Source organism: Cupriavidus sp. 05L411, from assembly GCF_056398045.1.
In genome coordinates this window covers 45,682-68,753 of record NZ_JBFTOQ010000018.1, presented here as the reverse complement: position 1 = coordinate 68,753, position 23,072 = coordinate 45,682, and the positions used below count along the sequence as shown (strand labels likewise).

The 23,072-nt window shown below is 63.5% G+C and carries 19 protein-coding genes; 2 read left to right on the top strand and 17 right to left on the bottom strand.

Annotated features, from left to right (window positions below; genetic code table 11):
• Nucleotides 1–14 precede the first annotated feature (14 nt).
• The 10 genes from AC1DQR_RS21605 to AC1DQR_RS21560 all read right to left on the bottom strand — a co-directional run bounded on the left by AC1DQR_RS21605 (nt 15) and on the right by AC1DQR_RS21560 (nt 9,089).
• A complete protein-coding gene (locus AC1DQR_RS21605) occupies nt 15–1,145 on the bottom strand; it encodes an FAD-dependent monooxygenase (protein WP_416051811.1) in 1,131 nt (376 codons plus the stop codon).
• A 505-nt stretch (nt 1,146–1,650) separates the two neighbouring features.
• Nucleotides 1,651–1,896 (bottom strand): helix-turn-helix domain-containing protein, encoded by a 246-nt coding sequence (locus AC1DQR_RS21600; protein WP_477133764.1) that lies wholly within the window; start codon nt 1,894–1,896, stop codon nt 1,651–1,653.
• Nucleotides 1,897–2,192: 296 nt separating this feature from the next.
• Nucleotides 2,193–2,753, bottom strand: a complete 561-nt coding sequence (locus AC1DQR_RS21595; RefSeq protein WP_416051813.1) for a hypothetical protein — start codon at nt 2,751–2,753, stop codon at nt 2,193–2,195.
• A 36-nt stretch (nt 2,754–2,789) separates the two neighbouring features.
• Nucleotides 2,790–3,593, bottom strand: a complete 804-nt coding sequence (locus tag AC1DQR_RS21590) for a YdcF family protein (protein WP_477133763.1) — start codon at nt 3,591–3,593, stop codon at nt 2,790–2,792.
• Between the two features lie 105 nt (nt 3,594–3,698).
• Nucleotides 3,699–4,313 carry a hypothetical protein gene (locus AC1DQR_RS21585; RefSeq protein WP_416051815.1) on the bottom strand — a complete coding sequence of 205 codons (615 nt, stop codon included), beginning with the start codon at nt 4,311–4,313 and terminating at the stop codon, nt 3,699–3,701.
• A 37-nt stretch (nt 4,314–4,350) separates the two neighbouring features.
• Nucleotides 4,351–4,971 carry a 3'-5' exonuclease gene (locus AC1DQR_RS21580; protein ID WP_416051816.1) on the bottom strand — a complete coding sequence of 207 codons (621 nt, stop codon included), beginning with the start codon at nt 4,969–4,971 and terminating at the stop codon, nt 4,351–4,353.
• 55 nt (nt 4,972–5,026) lie between these two features.
• Nucleotides 5,027–6,001, bottom strand: a complete 975-nt coding sequence (locus AC1DQR_RS21575; protein WP_416051817.1) for an oxygenase MpaB family protein — start codon at nt 5,999–6,001, stop codon at nt 5,027–5,029.
• Nucleotides 6,002–6,068: 67 nt separating this feature from the next.
• A complete protein-coding gene (locus AC1DQR_RS21570) occupies nt 6,069–7,091 on the bottom strand; it encodes a cytochrome d ubiquinol oxidase subunit II (RefSeq protein ID WP_477133762.1) in 1,023 nt (340 codons plus the stop codon).
• Nucleotides 7,088–8,467 (bottom strand): cytochrome ubiquinol oxidase subunit I, encoded by a 1,380-nt coding sequence (locus tag AC1DQR_RS21565; RefSeq protein ID WP_416051818.1) that lies wholly within the window; start codon nt 8,465–8,467, stop codon nt 7,088–7,090. Before AC1DQR_RS21565 ends, AC1DQR_RS21570 begins: the two co-directional genes overlap by 4 nt.
• A 4-nt stretch (nt 8,468–8,471) precedes the next feature.
• Nucleotides 8,472–9,089, bottom strand: a complete 618-nt coding sequence (locus tag AC1DQR_RS21560) for a GbsR/MarR family transcriptional regulator (RefSeq protein WP_416051819.1) — start codon at nt 9,087–9,089, stop codon at nt 8,472–8,474.
• A gap of 455 nt (nt 9,090–9,544) precedes the next feature.
• Here AC1DQR_RS21560 and AC1DQR_RS21555 point away from each other — a divergent pair, with 455 nt between their 5' ends.
• Nucleotides 9,545–10,012 carry an FMN-dependent NADH-azoreductase gene (locus AC1DQR_RS21555; protein ID WP_416051820.1) on the top strand — a complete coding sequence of 156 codons (468 nt, stop codon included), beginning with the start codon at nt 9,545–9,547 and terminating at the stop codon, nt 10,010–10,012.
• Between the two features lie 73 nt (nt 10,013–10,085).
• Here AC1DQR_RS21555 and AC1DQR_RS21550 read toward each other — a convergent pair whose 3' ends face one another.
• The 5 genes from AC1DQR_RS21550 to AC1DQR_RS21530 all read right to left on the bottom strand — a co-directional run bounded on the left by AC1DQR_RS21550 (nt 10,086) and on the right by AC1DQR_RS21530 (nt 16,945).
• Nucleotides 10,086–11,180: a transporter gene (locus AC1DQR_RS21550; protein WP_416051821.1), complete on the bottom strand. Its 1,095-nt coding sequence runs from the start codon at nt 11,178–11,180 to the stop codon at nt 10,086–10,088.
• Nucleotides 11,181–11,294: 114 nt separating this feature from the next.
• Entirely contained in the window at nt 11,295–12,944 is a 1,650-nt protein-coding gene (locus tag AC1DQR_RS21545; RefSeq protein WP_416051822.1) for a bifunctional 3-(3-hydroxy-phenyl)propionate/3-hydroxycinnamic acid hydroxylase, read from the bottom strand.
• On the bottom strand, nt 12,941–14,857 hold the full coding sequence (locus AC1DQR_RS21540) for an acyl-CoA synthetase (RefSeq protein ID WP_416051823.1): 1,917 nt from the start codon (nt 14,855–14,857) through the stop codon (nt 12,941–12,943). The genes AC1DQR_RS21545 and AC1DQR_RS21540 overlap by 4 nt, the downstream gene beginning before the upstream one ends.
• 70 nt (nt 14,858–14,927) lie before the next feature.
• Nucleotides 14,928–15,806, bottom strand: coding sequence for a fumarylacetoacetate hydrolase family protein (locus tag AC1DQR_RS21535; RefSeq protein WP_416051824.1), 879 nt, complete (start codon nt 15,804–15,806; stop codon nt 14,928–14,930).
• Nucleotides 15,807–15,910: 104 nt separating this feature from the next.
• Complete coding sequence (locus AC1DQR_RS21530) at nt 15,911–16,945, bottom strand: VOC family protein (RefSeq protein ID WP_477133761.1); 1,035 nt, start codon at nt 16,943–16,945, stop codon at nt 15,911–15,913.
• A gap of 799 nt (nt 16,946–17,744) precedes the next feature.
• On the opposite strand from AC1DQR_RS21530, the gene AC1DQR_RS21525 reads away from it, so the two are divergent.
• The gene (locus AC1DQR_RS21525) at nt 17,745–21,179 is read left to right on the top strand and encodes an adenylate/guanylate cyclase domain-containing protein (protein ID WP_416051826.1); all 3,435 of its coding nucleotides are present in this window, start codon (nt 17,745–17,747) and stop codon (nt 21,177–21,179) included.
• Nucleotides 21,180–21,257: 78 nt separating this feature from the next.
• Here AC1DQR_RS21525 and AC1DQR_RS21520 read toward each other — a convergent pair whose 3' ends face one another.
• Nucleotides 21,258–22,250, bottom strand: a complete 993-nt coding sequence (locus AC1DQR_RS21520; RefSeq protein WP_416051827.1) for a Bug family tripartite tricarboxylate transporter substrate binding protein — start codon at nt 22,248–22,250, stop codon at nt 21,258–21,260.
• 53 nt (nt 22,251–22,303) lie between these two features.
• On the bottom strand, nt 22,304–23,065 hold the full coding sequence (locus AC1DQR_RS21515; protein WP_416051828.1) for a cupin domain-containing protein: 762 nt from the start codon (nt 23,063–23,065) through the stop codon (nt 22,304–22,306).
• Nucleotides 23,066–23,072 lie beyond the last annotated feature (7 nt).

The following is a 23,072-nucleotide window of genomic DNA, read 5'->3' as shown; positions in this document are numbered from 1 at the left end:
TGCGGACTTGGTGCTTAGCCGAGGGCTACCTGCCAAGCGTTGTAATCGTACACCCAGTCCGCGTTGCCGCCCTCCTTGAGCCAGGCGTTGCTGCGCGAACCGAGCTGGATACGGCTGGTGCGCTCAAAGCGCGCAGCCCGGTAGCGTGCGAGCGCGCTGGGGATGTCGTCGCCATTGGCTTCGGCCAGGCAGCGCGCCAGTACCACGCCATCCTCGATGGCCATGCCGGCACCTTGCGCCATGAAAGGCATCATCGGGTGGCAGGCGTCGCCCATCAGCGCGACGTTGCCGGCCGACCAGGCGGGCAGCGGATCGCGCACGTAGAGCGCGGAGATCAGTACGTCGTCGCAGGCATCAAGCAGCGCGCGCGCTTCGGCATGGAAGCCAGCGTAGGCTGCGCGCACGTCTTCCACACGGCCCGGCGTGGTCCAGGATTCGTTGCGCCAGGCTTCCTGCGCCACCGTGGCGAAGATAAAGATCTCGCGGCCACGGTTGAGGGGGAAGGTGACGATCTGCGAGGTCGCCTCCGGGCCCCACCACTTGGTGAAGGCCTGCAGGTTCGGCACGCCGGCAAGGCGCTCGGCGGGCACCACCGCGCGGTAGGCCACCACGCCGGTGAAGACCGGATGCTCGGGCCCGAACAGCGCGGTGCGCACGGCCGAGTGGATGCCGTCGGCACCGATCAGCACATCCACATCTTCCTGCGTGCCATCGGCGAAATGCAGCGTGGCGCCGGCCGCATGCCGCTCGATCCGCATCGCCTTCTTGCCCAGCTTGACGCAAGCCGCCGGCAGGGCGGCTTCCAGCGCGGTCATCAGGTCGCCGCGGTGCATGGTGAGCTGCGGCGCGCCGTAGCGGATCTCCGCCTCGTCGGACATGGCCAGCCGCGAGGTCTCCTCGCCGGTGTTCCACACCCGGCTGATGCGGTGGCTGGGCCGCGCGGCGGTTTCGCGCAATGCCTCGCCCACGCCCAGGCCATCCAGCGCGCGCACGGCATTGGGCGTGAGATTGATATCCGCGCCGACCCGCGCAAAGCGCGAGGCTTGCTCGAACACCACCACGTCCGTCCCGAGCTTGCGCAGCGCAATCGCCGCGGCGAGTCCGCCGATGCCGGCGCCGTTGATGCCAATCTTTTGTGATGCCATGGTGCTTGTTCCTCTGGGGTCGCCTTGGTGTGGGCCCGGGTGTGCGCCTCGCTGCTCAGCGGCTGCGCTTGCCGGCGTTTGTGTTCAAATATGAACGTAGTGTTCATAAAAGAATATAAAGGCGAAGTGGGGATGTCAATCCGAGGGTTTACGCTGGGAGGACGAAAAAAGAGGCCGCATTGGGGCCTCAGGGGGAAGTGGAGTGGAGGAGCGGGGGCGATGCGTTGGCGGTGGTGCTCCGGGGGTTCTGGCCGGCCGGAAACGGAAGCGGCAGCTTACTGCTGAGCGCTGCTCACTACGACATCCGCTGCCATGCGCCAGCGGTGGACTCCGTCCCTGGAATGTCGTCGTTGGCAATGGCTTGGCACGCAGCGGCATGCGATGTCTGAGGCCCCAGCGCATCGAGCCGGGTTTGCCGCTGTTCGCAGCCGGTCAGGGTACAAGCGCGGCCCGGTGTCCGGCTTGTTCGTGCGGTTGGACCTCGCGAGCCGACTAGGGTTGACGCTTAGAGTCTGGCAACAGCCATCAACTCCGCGACCGTAACCTCAAGCGCAGTCGCAATTCTCAAAAGATGCATCACTCCCAAATTCTGGCCTCCGCGCTCCACCGAACTCATATAGGAGCGGTCGATGCCGGCCAGATGGGCAAGCTCTTCCTGGGAAAGGTCACGCCGAAGGCGGACCTCTCTGATCGCGGATCCCAACTGAACAAGAGGGGCGGCACCACCGTGCCTTGGGGAAGCTATTGGCATCTAGAGACTTGGCGGGCAACTGGCTGTTGGGTATCTGGGGAGCGAGGCAATTGCTGCCCCCTTGGCCGGTCGGCGTTGGGAGGAGCGGGGGCGATACATTGGCGGTAGTCCGCCGGTGGCTCTGACCGGCCGGAAACCGAAGCCGGCAGCTTGCTGCCGAGCGCTGATCACTCTGAAATCTGCCGCCATACGCCAGCGGTGATCTCCACCTCTGGAACGTCGTCGTTGGCAATGACTTGCCAAGCTCGCAATTGCGTACTACGTCATAGGGCAGCCTCGGGCACGGGCGGGTGGGCTTATTTGACTGCCTGCTCGCGGTTCACGGGGTAGACGGTGCTGATCGAGGCAACGAAGGCTTTGCCAGCGGAATTCAGGCCCTTTGCGCCAAATTGGATGCCGATCTCGACGAATACATAGCCCGTTTTCACAACCTCGGTCTTGTTGACGCGGCTGCCAATCGGAAGCTTCACGTAGAGGCCGCCAGGGCTGTGCAGAACACACTCGCCGATCGTATCGACATGGAGAAGCCGGGCAAGCTCGGAGAGCTCTTCCTTCTCGGTAATAACCTGGAGCTCTGCCGATTGGTCATCCATCCGGAGCACGTACTCGCCGCTACCATTGCGTTCAATATGAAGCAGGTCTTCGCGCTCTTCTCCAATGAAATACGCCATGAGAAATGGGGCGCACGCGCTTGAGACTTGCGCCTGGGGCAGGGTATCGGCCGCAGCAAGCGGCGAAGCAAGCGCAAGCCCGAGCATCATGGCGAGCACACCAAGCCATCCGCGGTAGGTTGCGGTTTCACCTGGGCGCGTCCCCCGACTGATCCTGGCACGCAATTCGTCACCTCGGTCTTTCATCGTTTTCCTTGCATCGTTTTCCTTGCCTCTTTCCGGTCAGAATTCACGCAATACCCAGCCACTGATAAACGCAAAATACTCGCGCAGCCAGGCGTTGTAGCGCAAGTAAAGCGGCGTTGGCGCTCCTGCACCGGACACTGCCTGGAACCCAGCCTTACGCGCGATCCGCTTTGCGCGCACCAGATGAAAATCACTGGTCACCAGCACCAGCACCAGCGGGTCTGCGGCGCTCACGCCCTGTTGCGCAAGCAACCGGTGGCTGAAGAGCAGGTTTTCCTCCGTGCTGGTGCTCCGGTCCTCCCGGATCAGGCGCTCCGGTGCCAGGCCGTGCGCGATCAGGTAGTCCGCCATGATGTCCGCCTCACTGCACCGCAGCCCGAAGTCCTGGCCGCCGCTCACCACGACTCGCGCTGCCGGCCATTGCCGCGCCAGCGCCAGCCCCTTGTCCAGCCGTGCGGCCAGGGTGGGCGACGCGGCGCAATGTGGCGTGCCGGAGCCCAGTATGAGGATGGTGTTTGCCGTCGGTCCCGTTGCCGGGAAGTTCGCGTTGCTGGCGCTGATGAAATAGAAGAACATCCCTAGCGTCACCAGCCACCCGGCAAATGCTGTGCGGCCCAGCGCCCAGATCCATCGGCGCCGTGGGCTGGCCGCGCGCCATCGCGCTACCCGCTCCCAGCGCCATGACAGCACGAGAAAGGCCGCGCCGATCGCCAGAGGGAGGACGACCCCGAAGTTGAACAGCCCCATCAGCATCAGGGCGATGGCATCGGCCATCAGCAGTGCGCCAAGCAGGGCAAGGCAGGCGCGCCGCCAGAATGCGCCGGTCTTCAAATCATGCATTGTTGTTCGGACCCATATCGTTAGTCAGTCTGTTTAAGCGTGTTTAGGCATGTTTCGGCGTGATGCAAGGCCAGGCGCTGGTGGGCTGGCCATGCGGCCTTCAGATCAATCGACAATGACGGGCGTGTCACCTGCATCCAGGCAAACGGTCAGTTGCGAGCCTGCTTTGCTGAAGGCGCAATGCGGTAGCGGCGCGCGTAGCGCGTTGGCGAGGGGGATGGCGACGAAGATCAGGATCAATGAGCCGGCAACCACGGACCGCACGAGCATCCTTGTGCTTGATATCGGGCGATGGCGCCGTGCGCGGGCCGCTCTGACATGCAGGAATACCCCGCCAATCAGTAGCGCCACGCCGACCAGCATCGCCGTGGCAATCTCTTCCCGCTCTGGCGATAGCAACAGGTTGCCATCGTGCGTTGCGGGATAGTGCACCAGCCACCAGGCCCCCGCGCCCGTTTGCACGATCCCGGCCATGCACCAGGCTGCGCGGTGCCCGTCCAGACGAAATGCCGTTGCCAGGAGCAAGCCCGCCATCGCCGCGATCCAGGCGCCGGCATGCATCATTTGATTGAAACTACCGCCAAACAGGGTGCCGCCCACGTCCAGTGGCCGCATTCCATGGAAGTCGATCAGGCCAAGACACGTCAGGATGCCCAGAAGGGCAATCCAGCTCAGCGCGGTGTCCAGCCATAACCACCGCTTGGGCACAGGATGCGTCATTGCGTCATGGGTGCATTGCCGGCGTTCGGCCCACGCATCATCGAGCCTGGTTCTCGCCCAGCGAACGCAGGAGGGCCGGCACCTTGGCGCTGCTGGTGGCCTGCACGCGGGTGATGAGGTCGTAATCCACCCGGCGCATGCCGTAAGTCTCGGCGATATCGTGCTGCAGGCGGTGCCAGAGGTGGCAGGTCATCTGCGCGTCGGCCATGGCCCGGTGGGCGCGCCCGGCCTTCGGCAGGCGCAGCATATCCACCAGCGTCGACAACCTGTGGTTTTGCGCATGCGGATAGACGCGCCGCGAAACGAGCATCGTGCAGGCAAAGGTCTGATCGGCCGGCATGCCCAGCAGCGAGAGCTCGGCTTGCCAGAACCTGCGGTCGAACCCCGCGTTGTGGGCCACCACGGGATGCTTGCCGACGAACTGGGCCACATCCCGCATCACCTTCGACGCCGCGGGTGCCGATGCAATCATGTCGTTGGTGATGCCGGTAAGGTGCACGACGTCCGAGGGAATGCGTCTGCCCGCGTTCATCAGGCTTTGATACTGGTCGACGACTTCCCCATCGCGCAGCAGCATGACTGCGATTTCCGTGGCCCGGTCGCCTTGACGCGGTGACAGTCCTGTCGTTTCAAAATCCAGAACCGCAACGGTCTGCATGGTGTTCTTTTCCTGTTTCCTATGGTTAGTGAATCGCCCGCCCCGGGGTGGCGGGTCAGGACGACTGCGTCTGCGCTGCCGGTGCGGGCTGCATCGCCCGCCGCCGCGCGCGCGCCGCCAGGCCGCTGCCTAATGCCCAGCGCAACGTGGGCGCCAGCACGCGCATCCCGGCCAGCGAGACCGGACGGCGGATCGCGGTGCTGCCATGCAGCCCGAGCTCGCGCTGCGCCCAGCGCGGCAATAGCGCAATGCCAGCGTCGCCCATGACCCGCACCGCCGGCACCAGCAGCGGGCTGGCCACCGGCATGGCCATGACCAACCGCACCACTTCGCGGGTGCGCTCGCTCACCACCAGTTGAGGGCGCATGCGCTCCAGGTAGCCGGCGATGGCGTCGGCGCTGCGTGGCACGCCGGTGGCGCCCAGGCGCTCGGCGATCTGTGCCACCTCCGCGTAGTAGCGGTCCTGCTCGGTGACCGAGAGCGGGCCGACATAGCGCAGGTAGGCGGTGAGAAAGCTCGACACCTCCGCCACATGCACCCAGGTCAGCAACGCCGGATCGTCGGCCGCGTAGGGGCGGCCATCTGGCGCCGTGCCCTTGATCGCCGCGTGGATGCGCCTGACCCGGTCAATCAGCGCCAGCGCATCGGCGCGGTTGCCGTAGGTGGTGCCGGCGATGAACTGCGCGGTGCGGCCCAGGCGGCCCTGCATATCGGTGCGGAAGGTGGAATGATCCCACACTCCGGCCAGTGCCAGCGGATGCATGGTCTGCATCAGCAGGGCGCTGACGCCGCCGGCCAGCATCGCGGGGAAATCCGCGTGCACGCGCCAGCAGACCGCGTCCGGGCCGAACAGGCCGGGATCCCCGGGCGGGTTGTCGTAGTCGAGGCTGAGGCCGGAATTGCTGCGGGTCAAGCCCCGCACCTGCGCGCCGGCACGGGCGCGCAGGCGGTCGAGCAGCCGCCGGGGGAGGGGGACGGCCTGGGGCGTCGAGGGTGGGGTGCCGGGTTGTTGGCCTTGCGAGCCGCTCATAGGTGCCTGGTGTGCGAGATATGCGAGGTTGATCGAGCGCCGCTCAGTCAATGCTCAGTAGCAATGCTCAGTAGTAATGCAGGTCGGTCGCCTTCCCCCAGAATACACGGTAGGCATACACCGTGTAACCCAGGATGGTCGGCAGCACCACTGCCGCGCCCACCAGGATCACCCCCAGCGACTCCGGCGCGCTCGCAGCTTGCCAGATATCGATCTTGTCCACCACCAGGTACGGGAAGATGCTGTAGGCCAAGCCGTTGAACGCCATCAGGAAAATCACCGCCGTGCCGGCGAAGGGCACCCAGCACCAGCGGTCGTTGCCGCGGTCGTGCATGGCCGGCAGGCGCCGCAGCAGGCGGTCGATGAGGATGAACAGCGCCACCGTGACCAGCGGGATCGGCGCCAGCAGGATGATGTTGGGCAGCGAGAACCATTTGTCGAAGATGCGCTGGCTCACCATCGGCGTGACCAGCGAGATCGCCGCCACGCCAATGCCCGTCAGCCACAGGCTGCGGCGCGCCCAGTACATGGCGCGCCGCTGCAGGCTGCCGCTGGTCTTCATGATCAGCCAGCCCGCGCCCAGCAGGCAGTAGCCCGCCACCAGGCACAAGCCCACCACTACCGCAAAGGCCAGGTCGAGCCAGCCGTGCTGGAATCCCGTGATATACAGGCCGAGCATCAGGCCCTGCGAGAACGCGGCCAGCAGCGAGCCGGCGTAGAACGCGCGGTTCCACCACGGCTTGTGGTGCGCGCGTGCCTTCACGCGGAAGTCGAACGCCACGCCGCGCAGGATCAGCCCCGCCAGCATCAGCGCCACCGGCAGGTAGAGCTGGGTCAGGATCACGCCGTGCGCAATGGGAAAGGCCACCAGCAGCAGGCCCACGCCCAGCACCAGCCAGGTCTCGTTGGCATCCCAGAACGGGCCGATTGAGGCGATCATGGTGTCCTTGTCGGCATCGTCCGCGCGGCGCAGCAGCACGCCCACGCCCAGGTCGTAGCCGTCCAGGATCACGTAGACCAGCATGGAGATGCCCATCAGGGCCAGGAACACCAGCKGCATCCAGCCGGCGGGTTGGGTCAGGTCGGTCATTCTGCGCTCCGCAGTTCGCCAGGCAACACGGCTTGAGGGGGTTCGGTCCGCGGGTTATCCGCCTTCGGGTCGGTCCCGGCCTTGCGCGCCAGGTGGAACACCACCGAGACATAGGCCGCGATCAGCGCCAGGTAGAGTGCCAGGTACATCGCCAGCGTGGAGGCGATCATCGCCGCCGGCACCTTGGACGCGGCCTGCGCTGTGGTCAGCACGCCGTACACCAGGTAAGGCTGGCGGCCAATCTCGGTCACGTACCAGCCAGCCACCAAGGCCACCCAGCCGGAGAAGGTCATGGCAATCAGCACGCGCGCCATCCACGGCGCGGGCTGGCCGCCACGGCGCAACTGCCACGCCGCCACCCACGATGCCGCCAGCATCAGCAGGCCCACGCCCACCATGATCCGAAAGGCGAAGAACAGCGGCGCCACCGGCGGGTGCTTGTCGCCAAAGGCATCGATGCCCTTGATCTCGCCATCCATGTGATGCGTCAGGTAGAGCGAGGCCAGCTTGGGAATGGCGATCTCGAAATCATTGCTTTGCGTGCTTGCGTTGGGCACGCCGAACAACACGGCGGGCGCGCCCTTCTCCGTCTTCCAGATCCCCTCCATCGCGGCGATCTTGGCCGGCTGGTGGTGCAGCGTATTCAGGCCATGCAGGTCGCCCGCCACGATCTGCAGCGGGATCAGCACCGCGGCAATGGTCACGCCGGTGCGCAGCGACGACAGCACCTCCGGCGCGCGGTCGCCACGCAGCCAGCGATAGGCCGAGATGCCTGCCAGCAGGAACGCCACGGTCAGCCCCGACGCCAGCAGCATATGCACGAAGCGGTACGGGAACGACGGGTTGAAGATCACCGCCAGCCAGCTCGTCACATGCGCGCGGCCATCGATCATCTCGAAGCCCGCCGGGGTTTGCATCCACGAATTCAGCGCCAGGATCCAGAACGCCGACAACGTGGTGCCGCCCGCCACCAGCAAGGTGGCGATGGTATGCGTGCGGTTGCTCACCCGGCGCATGCCGAACAGCATGATGCCGAGGAAGGTCGCCTCCAGGAAGAACGCCGTCAGCACCTCATAGGCCAGCAGCGGACCGGCCACGTTGCCCACGGTCTCCATATAGCCCGGCCAGTTGGTGCCAAACTGGAAACTCATGGTGATGCCGCTGACCACGCCCAGCGCGAAGGTCAGCGCAAAGATCTTCACCCAGAAACGGTACGCCGCCATCCAGCGTTCATCGCCGGTTTTATTGAAGCGCAGCTTGAAAAACAGCAACACCCAGCCCAGCGAGATGCTGATGGTGGGAAACAAGATGTGGAACGTGATGTTGGCGGCAAACTGCACGCGCGCGAGCACCACCGGGTCGAGCGACGAGAACATGCAACTACTCCTTCCGGGTACGGGTCGTCTTGGCTTTCACGGCGCTGGCAGGGGGTGTGCCGGCGCGGGCTTTTCCGCCGATGGCAAGGCTGAGCTTGTCCTTCACGTCCAGCAGCTTGTTGACCTTGGAGCCGAGCTTCATCAGCTTCTCCAGCGTGGCCACATCCAGCTTCTGGATCTCGCCGAACCAGCTCGTCACCAGCAGGATCAGCCCGTACATCTCCTTCATCCGCTCCTGCGCATGGCGATCGTCCGGATCGCTCACGGCCTCCAGCTGGACTTCGCGCAGCATGGACAACGTGGGGTCGATCTCGCGCCGGCGGCGTTCCTCCGCCAGGGTGCGGAAAATCGCCCAGACATCGTCAGGTGCCGAGAAATACTCGCGGCGGTCGCCCGGCTGGTGAGATAGCTTGACCAGGTTCCACGACTCCAGCTCCTTCAGCCCGATGCTGACATTGGAGCGCGAGAAGCCCAGCGCCTCGGCGATTTCGTCGGCGTTGAGCGGGCGGGAGGCGGTAAACAGCAAGGCATAGATTTGCCCAACTGTGCGGTTGATGCCCCAGCGGCTGCCCATTTCACCGAAGTGAAGCACGAAGCGCTGGATCAGGGGCGACAGATGCATCTTGTTTGTTTTGAATTTTTAGGAAGTTGTGAAAGTTTAGTACGAAAAGGCGATCTATGCTGCGGTGCGGGGTGCGACAACGGGTCGCTGCTGTCTGGCGTCACTGTCACGTCTCAAAGTTAGTGGGTAAGAAGCGCTGGCGATGTAGGCTGCGCCACGCATAGGCGGGGCTTGGGATGTGTCCGTCCCGTATTCCAAATATGCGCCGCGCAGGAGTATTGATAGTTCACCGATGCTGGCCTTATCCGTGCAATCTTCTCCGCAGACGGAGCGGCGATATCCCGGAAAATTCGCTGTCTCCTTGACTAGGGCTGCTCAGATTCGGAATTCCTTTTGCTGAGGTCGAACGCCTGTCTCGCCTGTTCAATGGCCGGGAGATGCGCGATGGCCCATAGGCCGAGTGCTTCCACAGGTGTCCTTAGCGAGTGGCCGAGGGAGGTCAATGCATTCCTCACTTGTCCGGCGCATACTTCGCCGCATCCCGTGATCCCAAGGCGCCGAACGACGCAGCGCTTCTGCGGGATATTGAGTTGGGACGCGCCATCCTGGAAGAATTCCTGGCGGTCGACGTGGTGGTCATTGGTGTCGCATTTTACAATTTCAGTATCGCCAGCCAACTGAAGGCTTGGATCGACCGCATCGCCGTCGCGGGAAAGACCTTTCGCTATACGGACAGAGGTCCAGAAGGGCTCGTGACCGGCAAGCGCATCATCCTGGCCGTTGCACGTGGCGGGTACTATGGCCCCGGTTCGCGCAACGCGGCACTGGAGCACGCGGAAGCCTATCCCCGGAGCGTATTCTCGTTCGTTGGCGTGTCCCAGCTCGAAGTGGTCGCCGCCGAGGGGGTATCTGCCGGTGCTGAACAAAGGCAAGTCGCTATCGAGCAGGCACAGCGAAAGATTGGCGATCTGCTCCCGACCTGAGTGCAACCAAGCCGTCGGGCCAGGGGGGCAGGGGAAGCGGCGAGACACGATGGCAGTTGTCTCGCCATCGTCGTCAGAACAGCTTGATCAAACGGATCTGGGTCATGCTCCCGACCTTTGCATTGCGCGAACTGGTTGTCGCCATGTATTGCAACGTCAACGCAGCGTCAATGCCGGGCACCATCGCGGTATAGAACGCACCGGCATTGAGGGATCGGTAGCGGCTTGGGCCCCAGGGGTTGTTCGAGTCGTCCTGGTATTGTTGAACGAAGACAGTGTGCAGTCCGAGCACGCCAATCCCGGTCTTGTATGCCGCCGCGCCTTCCAGTCCGATCCAGTTTCCGCTGCGGAGGTCATTGTCCCGATTCTTCGTATTCAGGCCCAGGGTCACCTTTGCCGCGATGGCGATGTCCTGCGTCGGCAGGTAGGCCACTTGCACCGACGGCCGCAGCGTGTAGAAATTACCAGTGCCTATGTCGGGTGCAGGCGATGCGTTGTAGCGTCCTGTCGGAATGACGAGGGATGCGCCCAGCAATACGCGCAGTTGTTCGGTCGTATAGAGCCAGCCGCCTTGCAACTCCAGGTCGCCGATGCCCGATACGTCGCCACTGGAACTGGCTGCTTCGCCGGCGAGGCTTGACTGATATGTCGCGCCGAACTGGCTGGCGATGGCCTGCTGTGCGGCCGCGGGGACTGCGGGGTTCGCCTGCACGGCTGGCGTTGCGGCAGTAGCCCTGACCGATTGGGATTTGACGCCATACGGCAGAACGCCGCCGAACGCGAAGCGACCGCCGCCATAGTCCGCGTTGGTAATGTAGCCAATGCCGAGGTTGAACAGCTTGAAAGTGCCTGAGGCAGGGATCTGGGCGGTATTGGCGCCATACGTGGGATACGCCGTCACGGGGGTAGGGGATGGAAGTGGAATGGCGCCACCGGGGATCGGCTTCGTCAGTGTGTTGCCATCGTTGCCGGTCACCTTCCTGATGTCGATATAAGTCGCTGCGACACCAACTGCAAGGCCGGCGGCATCCGGGGGGGTGAACATTTCCCCTCCGATGCTGCCTGCGACGTTGTACCGCACCTGAAAGTCTTCTCCGGCATGTGCGGTCATGCTTGCAAGGCAAGTGATTGCCGCGATGGAAAGGCAATAAGCAGAAGTCTGTAACACAAGGGTCTCCTCCTTGTTATTGAAGCGGCGTAAAAGAAGCCCCGCCCTCTGGCGCCATGAACTGGCGCCAGAGGGTTTGTTGTTTGTTATCTGTCTGCGGGGCGACGGGTGCCCTCAGGCGGCCTTGGGGAGGCGTATGTCGAGGCGTACCTGCGGCGGATCGATCAAATCAAGGGCGCGCTGGAGGATGTGCTCGGCCTGAGAGGCCGGGCCTTCGGCGAGCACGCATCGGTCCGGGCGGACCACCACCATCCAGTCGAGCGGGGCCACGCGGGGCAACACGACCTCGTCCAATGCTTCAAGGCGCCGGCCTTTGGGCGCGAGATGCTGCGCCTGGGCACGTTGGCACCATTGCCACACCTTGCCGCCGGCGAGGGACCAGCGGACCATGAGCTCGGACGAGAGGCGCGTCGCGGGGTCAAAGCCAAATCCGATGACTGCACACTCAAGCCCCAGGCAATCGTCGCTAAGTGTCGGGATTCCGCATTCTGCCGGTCGGACCCACCCCTGTGGAAAGCTCGAACCGGCACGCAGCTTCTCGGTGCCGCGCACGCGCACAAACAGGCCTTTGTCGAAAGTGTTTGCGGGCTTCACTTTCAGGTCTTCGAACAGGGCACGGCCGCGCGGCAACAACCTTATCGCGCTCATGCATCCGTGTATGGCGAGTGCGGCAGCTCTGTTGCGTGGCATGACAAGTGCTCCAAGAAAGCGCGCCAGGTTGATGATCTTTCTTGCGTGAGGCCGGCGTTCCTGATCATAGCTGTCGAGAATCTGCTCGCTCGCCTGGCCGCGTAGCACCCACGCCAGCTTCCACCCAAGGTTTGCCACGTCTCGCAGGCCGGCCACCAATCCTTGCCCGGCAAAAGGAGGCGTAATGTGAGCGGCATCACCGGCCAGGAAACACCGGCCTTTCGAGAACGATTTGGCTTCACGCGCGTGAAACCGATACACGGCGGTGCGTTCTATCTGGATCTTGTCTACATCGCACCACGGCGCGAGCAGCTTGCGCACCGATTCAGGCCGCTCCATTTCCGCAGCGCTTTCGCCCGGCTTCAACATGAATTCCCAGCGCTGGCGGCCTCCTGGGGCGACCATATGCGGCGTTGGCCGTGCCGGGTCGCAGACGAACTCGCAATGATCAATGGGATTCGGCACGCCAAGCGCGTCGACGATCAGCCAGTCCTGCTGGAAGGTGCGGCCCTCGAAATCAAGCCCCAGCGTACGCCGGACTAGAGAGTTCGCCCCATCTGTGCCCACCAGATATTTTGCCCGGACCTGAAAGTCAGCGGAGCCGGTTGACCTCAGTACGGCGTGAACATGGTGACCATCATCGGCGAAGGACTGGAGCTCGGTACCGAGGCGGACTTCCACGGTACGGTACGCCGACAGCTTCTTGCGCAGCACAGCTTCCAGCTCCGGCTGGTAGAACGTGACGAGCGTCGGATGGCCGTCGACAATACTCGCGCTGTTGATGCGCGCAAAGCGGCCGAACAGCGGCGAGCGGTATTGCACCTTTGGAATTGCCACCGTGGCGAATTCTCCCTCGGCTACGCCCACGAGCTGCAGAATGCGCAGTGCCTCGTTGTCCAGCGCGATCGCGCGCGGCTTGGCAAAAATTTCCGTGGCGCGGTCGATGGCCAGGACGCGGATCCCGTAGCGGCCAAGCAGGTTGGCCAGCGCTGCCCCCACCGGCCCCAGTCCAACAAGCAGGACATCCGTATCGAGCATGTTCCCCTGCGGGGTCTTCGTGGTGTCCGTCATCATTGCTCCTGCCATGCGGGAATCACGGGATAGCGAGCCACCAGGGCCATCGCCGCCTCACGTGACGCGACCGGACCGGAGATATCGGCTATGGCACCGCGCTCGGGGCAGAGGCGGGCCTTGACGCGGGTGTCGGACATACCATGCTCGGCAAGCGCCGCCTGGATGACGTGCTCGATGGTGAGCAGCCGCAGGTCCGGCTTGGAGACCTTGCCGACGGCGGTAAGGGGCAGTGCTGGCATGATTTCGATGCGCACTGGCACCGCCGCACGCTCAGGAATCCTCTCCCGCGCGTATGCCATCAATGCTTCGGTGCAAGCTTGTGCGCCTGGCCTGAGTACCGCGAAGGCTACCGGCAATTCGCCCGCATGGGTGTCAGGCTGTCCGACCGCAGCGACCATGGCGACTTCGGGGTGTGCGGCGATCGTATCCTCGATCATCGACGGATCGATGTTGTGGCCGCCACGGATAATCAGGTCTTTCGCGCGGCCGCACAGCGTTAGAGATCCATCCGCGTCAAAGCGGCCCAGGTCGCCCGTGTTGAACCATCCGCCCTCGATCCAGATGCCACGGTTGTCGGCTTCCCTTAGGTAGCCGGGAAAAACATTGGGGCCGCGTATGCCGATCACGCCGGTCGTACCGGCTTCGGCAAGCTCGGCGGGCCTGCCGTCAGCATGTAGCTTGAACAGCTTCAATTCCTGATACGGAATGCGGATGCCAACCGTACCCGCCTTGGGCGCGGCTTGTGGCGGGTTGACGGTCGATACGCAACTACCTTCCGTCAGGCCATATCCCTCGTGGACGCGAACACCAGTAAGCGCTTCAAACTCGTGTGCGACCTGACTGGGTAGCGGCGCGGCACCACAGAGGACGTGGCGCAAGGTCGGGATCCCGTCCGCAGGCAGCGGCCTGGAAAGCAGTGCCGTCAGGATGGTTGGCACGGCGGAAAACGTGGTGGCCCCAAATCGGTTGGCAATCTCCCAGAAGGCGTCCAGCATGCCCGGCGTCCGATACCCGCCTGCTGTCAACATGACGATCTCCGAACCACTCTGAAGCGCGCCGAGTCCGGTCACCATGGCACCATTGACGTGAAAAAGGGGCAACCCCGCCAGCATCACGTTATGCCGGTCGTCGATCCGTTGAAGGATCCATGCCATCACGGCTTCGTTCAGGTGACTGTGCACGGCCACCTTGGGATACCCGGTGGTGCCACCCGTATGAAAATAGGCGCACGGCTCGGTGGGCGTGAATCGCCGCCCGCTGATCAGCCGCGTACTGTCGGATTCGGCCAGCGCGTCATGGAAGTCAAGCACCTGCACGCCGGGGCGGGTCGGCATCTTGCCGCACGGGATGTGACCGCCGGATCCGGTACGCCGCCCCATCGCGGCCGTCGGGTCGACCTGCAGGATCGTCTCGACCCGAGGCAGCCTGTCCGCGACTTCCACGGCTTTTTCCCAGATACCCCCTTCCGTGGTGGGCCCCAGGGCGATGACAACCTTGGCTCCCGTCTCTTCGCAGATCCGGGCAATGTAGCTGGACTCCAGCATCGGGTTGATCGGGCTGGCAATGCCGGCAGCCTCGGCGCCCCATAGTGCCAGGTGGCTCTCGATCAAGTTCGGTAACAGGATGGCAACCGGCACGCCCGACCTCACGCCGAGGCGGTGGAGTGCATTAGCGGCGCGATGGATGCCTTCCAGCAATTCTGCATAACGGGCGTCGCGCGTCGGCGCGGAGGCGCTGGCATCCAGTAGTAGCCGCAGGGCCACGCGTTCCGGCCAGCGCTCGCAGGCGGTCCGTAGTACATCGTAAGTGTTTGTGGCGCGGATTACGTACTGCCAGGGCATCCGTTCGATCTGTTCCACGTCCTCCAGTCGTCTGACGACCTCTGGCATGGCGCTGATTGCAAGGCTACTCATAAGACTTCACTCTCATTCCAAATACTGCGATGGGATGTGCCACATGTTTCGTCGCCAACTGGCGTAGTCGTCATGCTGGGGCGATAACGGTGGTCTGCTCGCCCAGGTCGATGGTGCCGTCATCCGTGCGAATCGAGGCCCGGATGCTATCGCCGGGCCGAAGGTAGGCGGGATTGGTCATGCCGCGGCGCACAAACATGCGCCATTTGCCGGCGTCGCTGAGAAAGTGTTTCGCCAAGAACATGGCGAGCTTTCCCGGCGCGCGCGCCGCGCAACCGGCAGGCGTACCGGTGGCGATCAGGTCGCCTGTGTGAACGTCGTGCATGGATGCCAGTTCCGTCAAGGTTGAAGCCGGCGCGTGGATCATATCGGCGCAGTAGGCGTCCTGCCGGGGCTGTCCGTTGACATCCAGGCGCATCCGCAATTCCGGCCAACGTTGCCACTCTTCCGGTGTCAGCAATATGAGCCCAGGGCCAACAGGCCCGAAGCCGCGATAGCTCTTTCCCTTATAGAACTGACCCTGCGGCAATTGCACGTCACGCGCCGACAGGTCATTGACGATGGTCACGCCGCCAAGCCAATCACCGAGAGCGTCGGGGCTGACCTTCACGCCAGGTTGCAAATCCCGCCGCAGCACCAGCCCGAGCTCGATCTCGTAGTCGAGCAGCTTGACGTGGGCTGGGGAGGCAACCGGAGCATCCGCGGCCGTGATGCATGAGGATGCCTTCGTGAAGATGGTGTTGAAGGGAAAATTCTCGACACGCAGACCGGATTCCATGACGTGGCTGCGGTAGTTGATGCCTTGGCAGAGGAATTGCTGGTTCTGCGTGACGGGTGCGAGAAGCTGGACGGCCTCGCGCGGAATCGTTGCCTGCGCCGCTGGCACTTGCCAGATGCTTTGCCAGTGTTTGGCAAGCAACTCGCCCGTGGTCGCGGCGTTGGCCTGCAACGGCGCGATGCGTGCGCCAAAGAGAATGCCCCATTGCGGGCCATCCGTATGGATGTAGCGAATTACGGTACGAGACATGATGCTTCCTAGGGGATTGCTTAGTTCTAAAGCCAGGGTCTGGCGGGTGCACCCAGCGCCGTTTCGATCAGCTTGAGCCGCGCCGGCGCTATCGCCTTGCGCCGTACCAGCCTCAGCACCTTCAGCACATTGCGCAAAGTCTTTCTTGGCTTCATGGAAGCCGGTGCGTCGGCGCCCCAGGCCCAGATGCCGCCGAAATCAAGCGGCGAGTAAGCGGTTTCGAAATCCGCGGTGAACAGGTCACCATCGGTGTAGTGCTCCAGTTCGAAGCCGTCCGGATCGCGCCAGTAGTCGAACAACTGGCTTCCCAGCAAATGCCGCCCGATGCCCCACATATGCGAATGGCCTTGCGCACGCAGCACCTGTTGACCTTGCCCGAGCGCATCGAGATCGATGACTTCGTACGCGCTGTGCTCGTATTTCTCTTCGATGCCACCCACCAGTACGAGGGTGTGGTGGTCGGCTGGCGCCTGGCCAAGGTCGAGCCGGCAGAAGGCCAGGTTGGGACTGCCATCCGCGAGGTACTGCACATCGGTCGGAATGACACCCAGTACGGTCATGTACCACGCCGCCATGGCGGCAAAGTCCACGGATTGAAATACAACATGACCCAGCCGGACAATACTGGCCGGCTCAATCGGGGTGCGAACGGTGCGGTTGACTCGCGGCGCATGTTGCGCCGTGTTGGTCAATGTCATGGGTGGGCGCATGGGCAGCGCTTCGACACGCTGCTGGCCTTGCACGAGCCAGACACTGCGCCCGGAAGGATCGAATAGCTCGACACCGCGCCCGCCTCCGGGAATCTGCTGTTCGGACAACCACGTGGCGCCAAAGCGATCGATGTACCGATTCAAGTCGGTATCGTCCGACATGCGAAAGGCGGGCCCGACGAAGCGGCTCACCGCCGAACGTTCGGCTACGGCAATGCAAGGGGCTGTCCCGATCCCACGGGCCGTGATCCGGTCAGGCGAGACGCTGAGCGGATGCATGCCGAAATCGCGCCAGAAGCGTTCCGTCGCCGCCAGGTCTTTCTTTTCCCAGCGAAGGAATGCCAGTTCCACGGCTCTACCGAACGGCTTTGGGCGAGTGAGCCGTTGCACGCTAGGTGGCAGCCGGCTCTCCGGGTAAGACTCCGGCTGGCGGAGTATTCCAGTTGACTTGGGCATAAGGTCTCCAACCGCTATGCGGTCCATTTGTGATTGTTTTGGATCGGCGCCGTGCCTGCAGGTGCTGCCAAGGGGGTGCCACGGCGCTTGCGACGTCGGAATGCGGGGTCAAGCGACGTCGTTCATGTGTGTGATAATAGTCTAAATGTCATAATGACGAAAACATCGTTAACACCTAGAGTGTGCGACAAGGTGGGGCGGTCGCAGCGCCCCGCCGTGCGCAAGTGCGGCGTGTTTCGCGTCGACCGGCCAAGGGATTGCATGCCGGCTGCCATACGAGCCGCATCGCCCGGAGCACCGGCGACCGAAATGGCTGCGACCCAGGGTGTCTCCCGGTTCGGCACCGTACCGTTGCGCAGTTGAGTCGGGTAAGCGATACACCGAAGGAGCCGGGTTGGCGACTTGGATACGCGATCGTCGACGTGAGGCCGTGGCCGACGGCCCCGCGCTGCGAAGACGGATTCTGTGGGGCAGCCAGCACTTCATCGAACGCAAGGTCCGGTTTGAACTGTTATGCGCGCTATCCACCACGGGCTGGGTGAGCCGAATCGCAGCCCAAAGTCCATGTGAGCGACGATCAGCGGAATACGGCAAACCGTATCGTGATCGGCATTTTCGGTAACCTATATCTTGCGACGGGCGGTCATTACGCTTCTAATGAGTTCGTGGCAGGCGAAGGCTGGCAGAGGGCGATATGCGCTGCAAAAAATGCGGGTTCGAGAACCCCGCGGGAGGAAGATTCTGCGAGGAGTGCGGGCAAAGGCTTGCGCAGATCTGCCCGCAATGCGGCCATGAGTCCAGCCCCACGGCAAAGTTCTGCGGTTCTTGCGGCGCGCCCACGACGGAGCTGGCCGCAACGCTAGCCGCTGCCGCAGTGCCAACGCCCGCTGTTCCCGCACCGGTTCTTTACACGCCGCCCTATCTTGCGGAACGCATCCTCGCCGAGCAGGCCGCGATGGAGTCCAGGGGACAGGCTGTTGGCGAGCGCAAGACCATTACGGCGCTGTTTGCGGACATGGCCGGCTCGACCGCCTTGATCCAGGACCTGGACCCCGAAGAAGCACGCGGGCTGATCGACCCCGTGATCGGGCTGATGATGGAGGCGGTGCATCACTACGAGGGATACGTTGCCAAATCCCTGGGCGATGGCATCCTGGCGCTGTTCGGCGCGCCGATTGCTCACGAGGACCACCCCTTGCGGGCGTTGTACGCGGCGCTGCGCATGCAGGAAGCGATTCGGCGCCTTGGTGACCGGTTCCGTCTGGCGCAGGGTGTCCCGCTGCAGATCCGGGTCGGCATCCATACCGGCGAAGTGGTGGTGCGCTCGATCCGCAAGGACGACTTGCGCGCGGACTACGACCCGGTGGGGCACACGATCCATATCGCCTCCCGGATGGAAGGCGTCGCAACACCGTCGTCGATCCTCGTCAGCGAATCGACCCATAAGCTGACCGACGGGTACTTCGAGTTCAAGGACCTCGGGACCACGCGTGTGAAGGGCATTCGGGAGCCGCTTGCGGTCTATGAGGTGCTCGGCCTAGGCCCCTTGCGCACGCGCTTGCAAGTGGCGGCGCTTCGCGGTCTAGCGCGGTTTGTCGGCCGGCAGCCCGAATTGGAGCGCTTGCAGGAGGCGTCGGGGTCGGCCAGTGCGGGGCAAGGACAGATCGTCGGGGTGGTTGGCGAGGCGGGCGTCGGCAAGTCGCGCCTGTACCACGAATTCAAGGCACGCTCGCAGCGGGGCTGCATGGTGCTCGAAACCTTTTCGGTTTCGCATGGCAGGGCCTTTCCCTATCTGCCTTTGATCGATCTGTTGAGAAACTACTTTCAGATCACCGCGCAGGATGACGAACGGCTGTATCGCGAGAAAGTCACCGGCAGGTTGTTGACCCTGGATCGCACACTGGAGGACCATCTTCCCTACCTGCTTTACCTGCTCGGTATCAGCGACGCGGGCTCGGCGCTGCCCAAGATGGACGCCACCATCCGGCGCCAGCGCACCTTTGAAGCCATTGCACTGCTACTTGTGCGTGAGAGCCGGAATCAGCCGCTGATGGTCTTGTTCGAAGACTTGCAATGGCTGGACAGCGAAACCGAGGCCTTTCTCAATATCCTCATCGAGCATGTGCCGCGCACCAGGTTGCTTCTGCTCGTCAACTACCGCCCGGAATACGCGCATGACTGGGGCGGGAAACATTACTACACCCAATTGCAACTGGAACCGCTGGGGCAAGCGGAGGCACAGGGCCTGCTCACGGCCCTGTTGGGAGACCATCGCTCGCTCGTGCCCCTGAAACTGCTCATCCTGGCTAAGACGGAGGGCAATCCGTTCTTTATGGAGGAAGTCGTCAAGACGCTGGCCGAGGAGAGCGTCTTGCTTGGCCGGTCCGGCAGCTACCGGATCGAGAACGCCCCTTTGTCACTTCATATTCCGACGACCGTGCAGGGGGTGCTCGCCGCCCGTATCGACCGCCTTCCCGTCGCCCAGAAGGACTTGCTGCAGACCCTTGCGATCATCGGCAAAGAGTTTCCCTTGAGTCTGATCCAGCATGTCACCGCGCAACCGGAAGAGGAACTGCGCCCGCTTCTGAGTGACCTTCAGGCCGGCGATTTCATTTACGAGCGTCCCGCATTCCCGGAAGTGGAGTACGCGTTCAAACACGCGCTTACCCAGGAGGTGGCCGCTAACTCCCTGCTGACCGGTCAGCGCAGTGTGCTGCATGAACGCACGGCCCGGGCCATCGAGACACTGTTTTCAGGCCGGCTGAAGGACTATTGCAGCGAGCTGGCTCACCATTACAGCAAGAGTGGCAATGTGCCGAAGGCCATCGAATACCTCCATCTTGCGGGCCAGCAGGCCTTGCAGCGCTCAGCACAGCTCGAAGCGATCCATCATCTCAGTGCAGCCCTCGAACTGCTCAAGTCCGTGGCAGACACCCCCGAACGTGCACGCGAGGAACTCACCCTGCTCCTGACCCTCGGTCCTGCCTGGATGGCCGCTCGAGGCTATGGTGCGCCAGAGGTGGAGGCCACCTACACGCGTGCATTAGCCTTGTGCGAACAGGGCGGGGAAATACCGCAGATCTTCTCGGCACAGCTAGGACTGTGGTCGTTTTATCTATTGCGTGCGCAACTTAGTACGGCACACGCCTTGGCGCAGCGGCTGCTCGGTCTCGCGCAGGATAAGCAAGATCCGGAACAACTCGCGGAGGCGCACCGCATTCTCGGCGCCACCTTGTTCCGTCTGGGCGAGATCAGGATGGCCCGGACCCACATGGAGCAGGCGCTGGCACTGCACCGCCCCGAGCGGCAAACATACAGCAAACTTCTACGCTACGCGCCGAACCTCGCCCTTCATATCCGGAGCACATTAAGCTGGACGCTCTGGTTTCTGGGCTTGCCGGACCAGGCGCGCGCGCGCAGCGAGGAAGCGCTGGCGCTGGCCAGAAAGGCCTCTGATCCGTTTGGCCTTGCCTTGTGCCTGATCTTCGCGGCCGAATTGCACCAGTACCGGCGCGAAGTGCAACTGGCGCGTGAGTATGCAGGCGCCGCCATCGCACTTTCGAGCGACCAGGGATTCCCCCTCTATCTGGGTTGGGGAACGATCCTGCGCGGCTGGGCGCTGGCCGAGCAGGGTAGTCATGAGGAGGGAATCGCGCAAATACACCAAGGCCTCAGCGCCCACGAAGCGACCGGAGCGGCATTGGGTCGGCCGAGGCTTCTAGCACTGCTCGCCAACGCTTACGGAAAAGCGGGGCAAGCCGAGGAGGGGCTTCGTGTGCTGAGTGAGGCGTTGGCTCTGGTGAAGAACACGGGCGAGCGGTTCGCTGAGCCGATTCTGCTTCGGCTCAAGGGGGAACTGATTCTAATGTTGTCTGACGGGGAAGCCGGCTCGTCTACCAGGGCCAAAGAAGCTGAAGCGTGTTTTCAGGCGGCAATCGCCATGGCTCGTGGCCAGGGTGCCAGGTCAGTTGAGCTGAAAGGCGCGCTGAGCATGGCCCGGCTATGGCAACGCTGCGGCAAGACGGATGCTGCGCGCTCGATCCTGGCCGGTATTCATGGCACGTTCGCCGAGGGATTCGATACCGTTGACTGGCAAGACGCAAAAGTACTGTTGGAAGAGCTGACGTAAGCGGCCAGGCCAGGCTCGCGCAGGCGTCTGCCGACGACGCGTGGCCGGCCGAGTATTCTCGGGCCGCCGAGGCGCGGGCTATTCGGGCTGGATGCCGGCGGCTTTGATCACCTCAGCCCATTTCGCGGTCTCGCTGCGCACGAACGCTGCCAGCTCTTCTGGCGTCGATGGGGAGGGTTGGCCTCCTGTCCGGCTGAAGTACTCAGTAGCCTCCGGGCGCGCCAGCCCCTGTCGAATCAGCTGACTCATACGCGCGACGACCGGTTTTGGCGTGGTGGCAGGGAAGAAGGCGGCAACCCAAGCCGTCATCTCGTACCCTGGCAGGCCGCTTTCCGCCATGGTCGGGACATTGCCGAGAAGGGGATGGCGCCTGGACGTGGTCACGGCGACTGCGCGCAGCTTGCCGTTCTGGATGAAGGGCAGGGCTGGATTGATGTCGGAAATCACGAAGTCGACCTGGTGGCCCATCAAGTCGGTCAGGGCCTGCGGCACGCCCTTGTAGGGCACGTGCAGTGCCGGTGCGCCGCTCTTGATCTTGTAGAGCTCACTGGCGACCCGGGTGGAGGAACTGCCGCTGGCGAAGGACATCTTGCCTTGCCGGTCTTTCGCCAGCGTGGTCAGCTCTGCCACCTTCTGCACCGGGCTGTCGGATGGCACCACCAAGACCAATCCGCTCTTGGCGATCAACGACACCGGCGCGTAATCTTTGATGGGATCATAGGGCAGCTTCCTGAACAGGGACGCATTGGCCGCGTGGGTGGTATTTGTCGTGATGAGCATCGTGTAGCCATCTCCGGGCGCTGTCGCGACCGCCGTGGCCGCGATGAACCCGTTGGCACCGGGGCGGTTTTCCACGACGACGGACTGGCCAGTCTGGGCAGTGATGATCCGCGCGATGTAGCGCGCGGCGTTGTCCGTTCCACTGCCTGCAGGGAAGGGCACCACGACACGGACCGGTTTGGCCGGATACTCGTTCAGGCCATCTGCCCACACCAGATGCGGCGCCGCGGAGGCAGCGACTAGTCCGGACAGCAGGGCGAGCATGCGTCGCCGGGGAAATCGCTGGATCATCTTGTCTCCTCCCGTATCTTGGGGTCTGGTTGATTCACTTGGTCGAGCTTGCGTCAGGTCAGCGGATCGTGTGCGCGAATGACAATGAGCTCGCGCTTCCCGTCTGTCGATTCGAGGCTGAGTTCCGCGCCGTCGGGAACGTAGACCCACTCCCCGGTCCCGGCGGCGAAACGCTCCCCTTCGATGCGCCCGTGGATCGTGCCGCTGCGAACGAAGAGCACCTGCTCGGTCTCGCCAAGCCTGTGTGGCTCGGCGCCGCCATCCGGATCAAGGTCGACCATGTAGATGTCGAGAAACCGGGAATCGACGGTCTGGCGTGTGATGACCGGCCTGGCGAGCGCGCCACGGTAGTGCGGCAGCTCGATCGCTTCGGTGCTGATTGGAACGTCGCAGACATCGGCGGCACCGGCCTGAAGGCGCGGGTCGTCCGGGCCGGTCGCGATCACCGCTGCGTTCGGGTTTTCGCTGTACGGCGGAGCGTAGACCACCATCACCTGTACCGGTTCGTCGCCGATGACCTCGAAGCGATGGAAGACGCCGGCCGCGTTGAAGCTCCAGTCCCCTGCGCGCAAGATGCGCTGTTTTCCGGGTAGTTCGCCGATACCCTCGCCGGCGAGCAGGAACGACGCCTGCTCGAGGTCCGGGTGTGCGTGCGGCAACGCGCCTTGGCCCGGGGAAATCGTGCCCAGCAGGACCTCGAGCCGGCGCGCGCCGACAGTCTCCTTGCCAATGATGCGCTGGTTCGCCGTGCCCGTGTGGTTGGCCGGTGCGTACGCGGGCACGTCGGCGGCCCTCCGCACAAAGGATGATGTCATTTCGATG

Bases quoted from the DNA above. Each gene is read 5' to 3' on its own strand.
- AC1DQR_RS21605 (WP_416051811.1), bottom strand. From the start codon at position 1,145: ATGGCATCACAAAAGATTGGCATCAACGGCGCCGGCATCGGCGGACTC.
- AC1DQR_RS21600 (WP_477133764.1), bottom strand. From the start codon at position 1,896: ATGCCAATAGCTTCCCCAAGGCACGGTGGTGCCGCCCCTCTTGTTCAG.
- AC1DQR_RS21595 (WP_416051813.1), bottom strand. From the start codon at position 2,753: ATGAAAGACCGAGGTGACGAATTGCGTGCCAGGATCAGTCGGGGGACG.
- AC1DQR_RS21590 (WP_477133763.1), bottom strand. From the start codon at position 3,593: ATGCATGATTTGAAGACCGGCGCATTCTGGCGGCGCGCCTGCCTTGCC.
- AC1DQR_RS21585 (WP_416051815.1), bottom strand. From the start codon at position 4,313: ATGACGCATCCTGTGCCCAAGCGGTGGTTATGGCTGGACACCGCGCTG.
- AC1DQR_RS21580 (WP_416051816.1), bottom strand. From the start codon at position 4,971: ATGCAGACCGTTGCGGTTCTGGATTTTGAAACGACAGGACTGTCACCG.
- AC1DQR_RS21575 (WP_416051817.1), bottom strand. From the start codon at position 6,001: ATGAGCGGCTCGCAAGGCCAACAACCCGGCACCCCACCCTCGACGCCC.
- AC1DQR_RS21565 (WP_416051818.1), bottom strand. From the start codon at position 8,467: ATGTTCTCGTCGCTCGACCCGGTGGTGCTCGCGCGCGTGCAGTTTGCC.
- AC1DQR_RS21560 (WP_416051819.1), bottom strand. From the start codon at position 9,089: ATGCATCTGTCGCCCCTGATCCAGCGCTTCGTGCTTCACTTCGGTGAA.
- AC1DQR_RS21545 (WP_416051822.1), bottom strand. From the start codon at position 12,944: ATGATGACGGACACCACGAAGACCCCGCAGGGGAACATGCTCGATACG.
- AC1DQR_RS21540 (WP_416051823.1), bottom strand. From the start codon at position 14,857: ATGAGTAGCCTTGCAATCAGCGCCATGCCAGAGGTCGTCAGACGACTG.
- AC1DQR_RS21525 (WP_416051826.1), top strand. From the start codon at position 17,745: ATGCGCTGCAAAAAATGCGGGTTCGAGAACCCCGCGGGAGGAAGATTC.
- AC1DQR_RS21520 (WP_416051827.1), bottom strand. From the start codon at position 22,250: ATGATCCAGCGATTTCCCCGGCGACGCATGCTCGCCCTGCTGTCCGGA.
- AC1DQR_RS21515 (WP_416051828.1), bottom strand. From the start codon at position 23,065: ATGACATCATCCTTTGTGCGGAGGGCCGCCGACGTGCCCGCGTACGCA.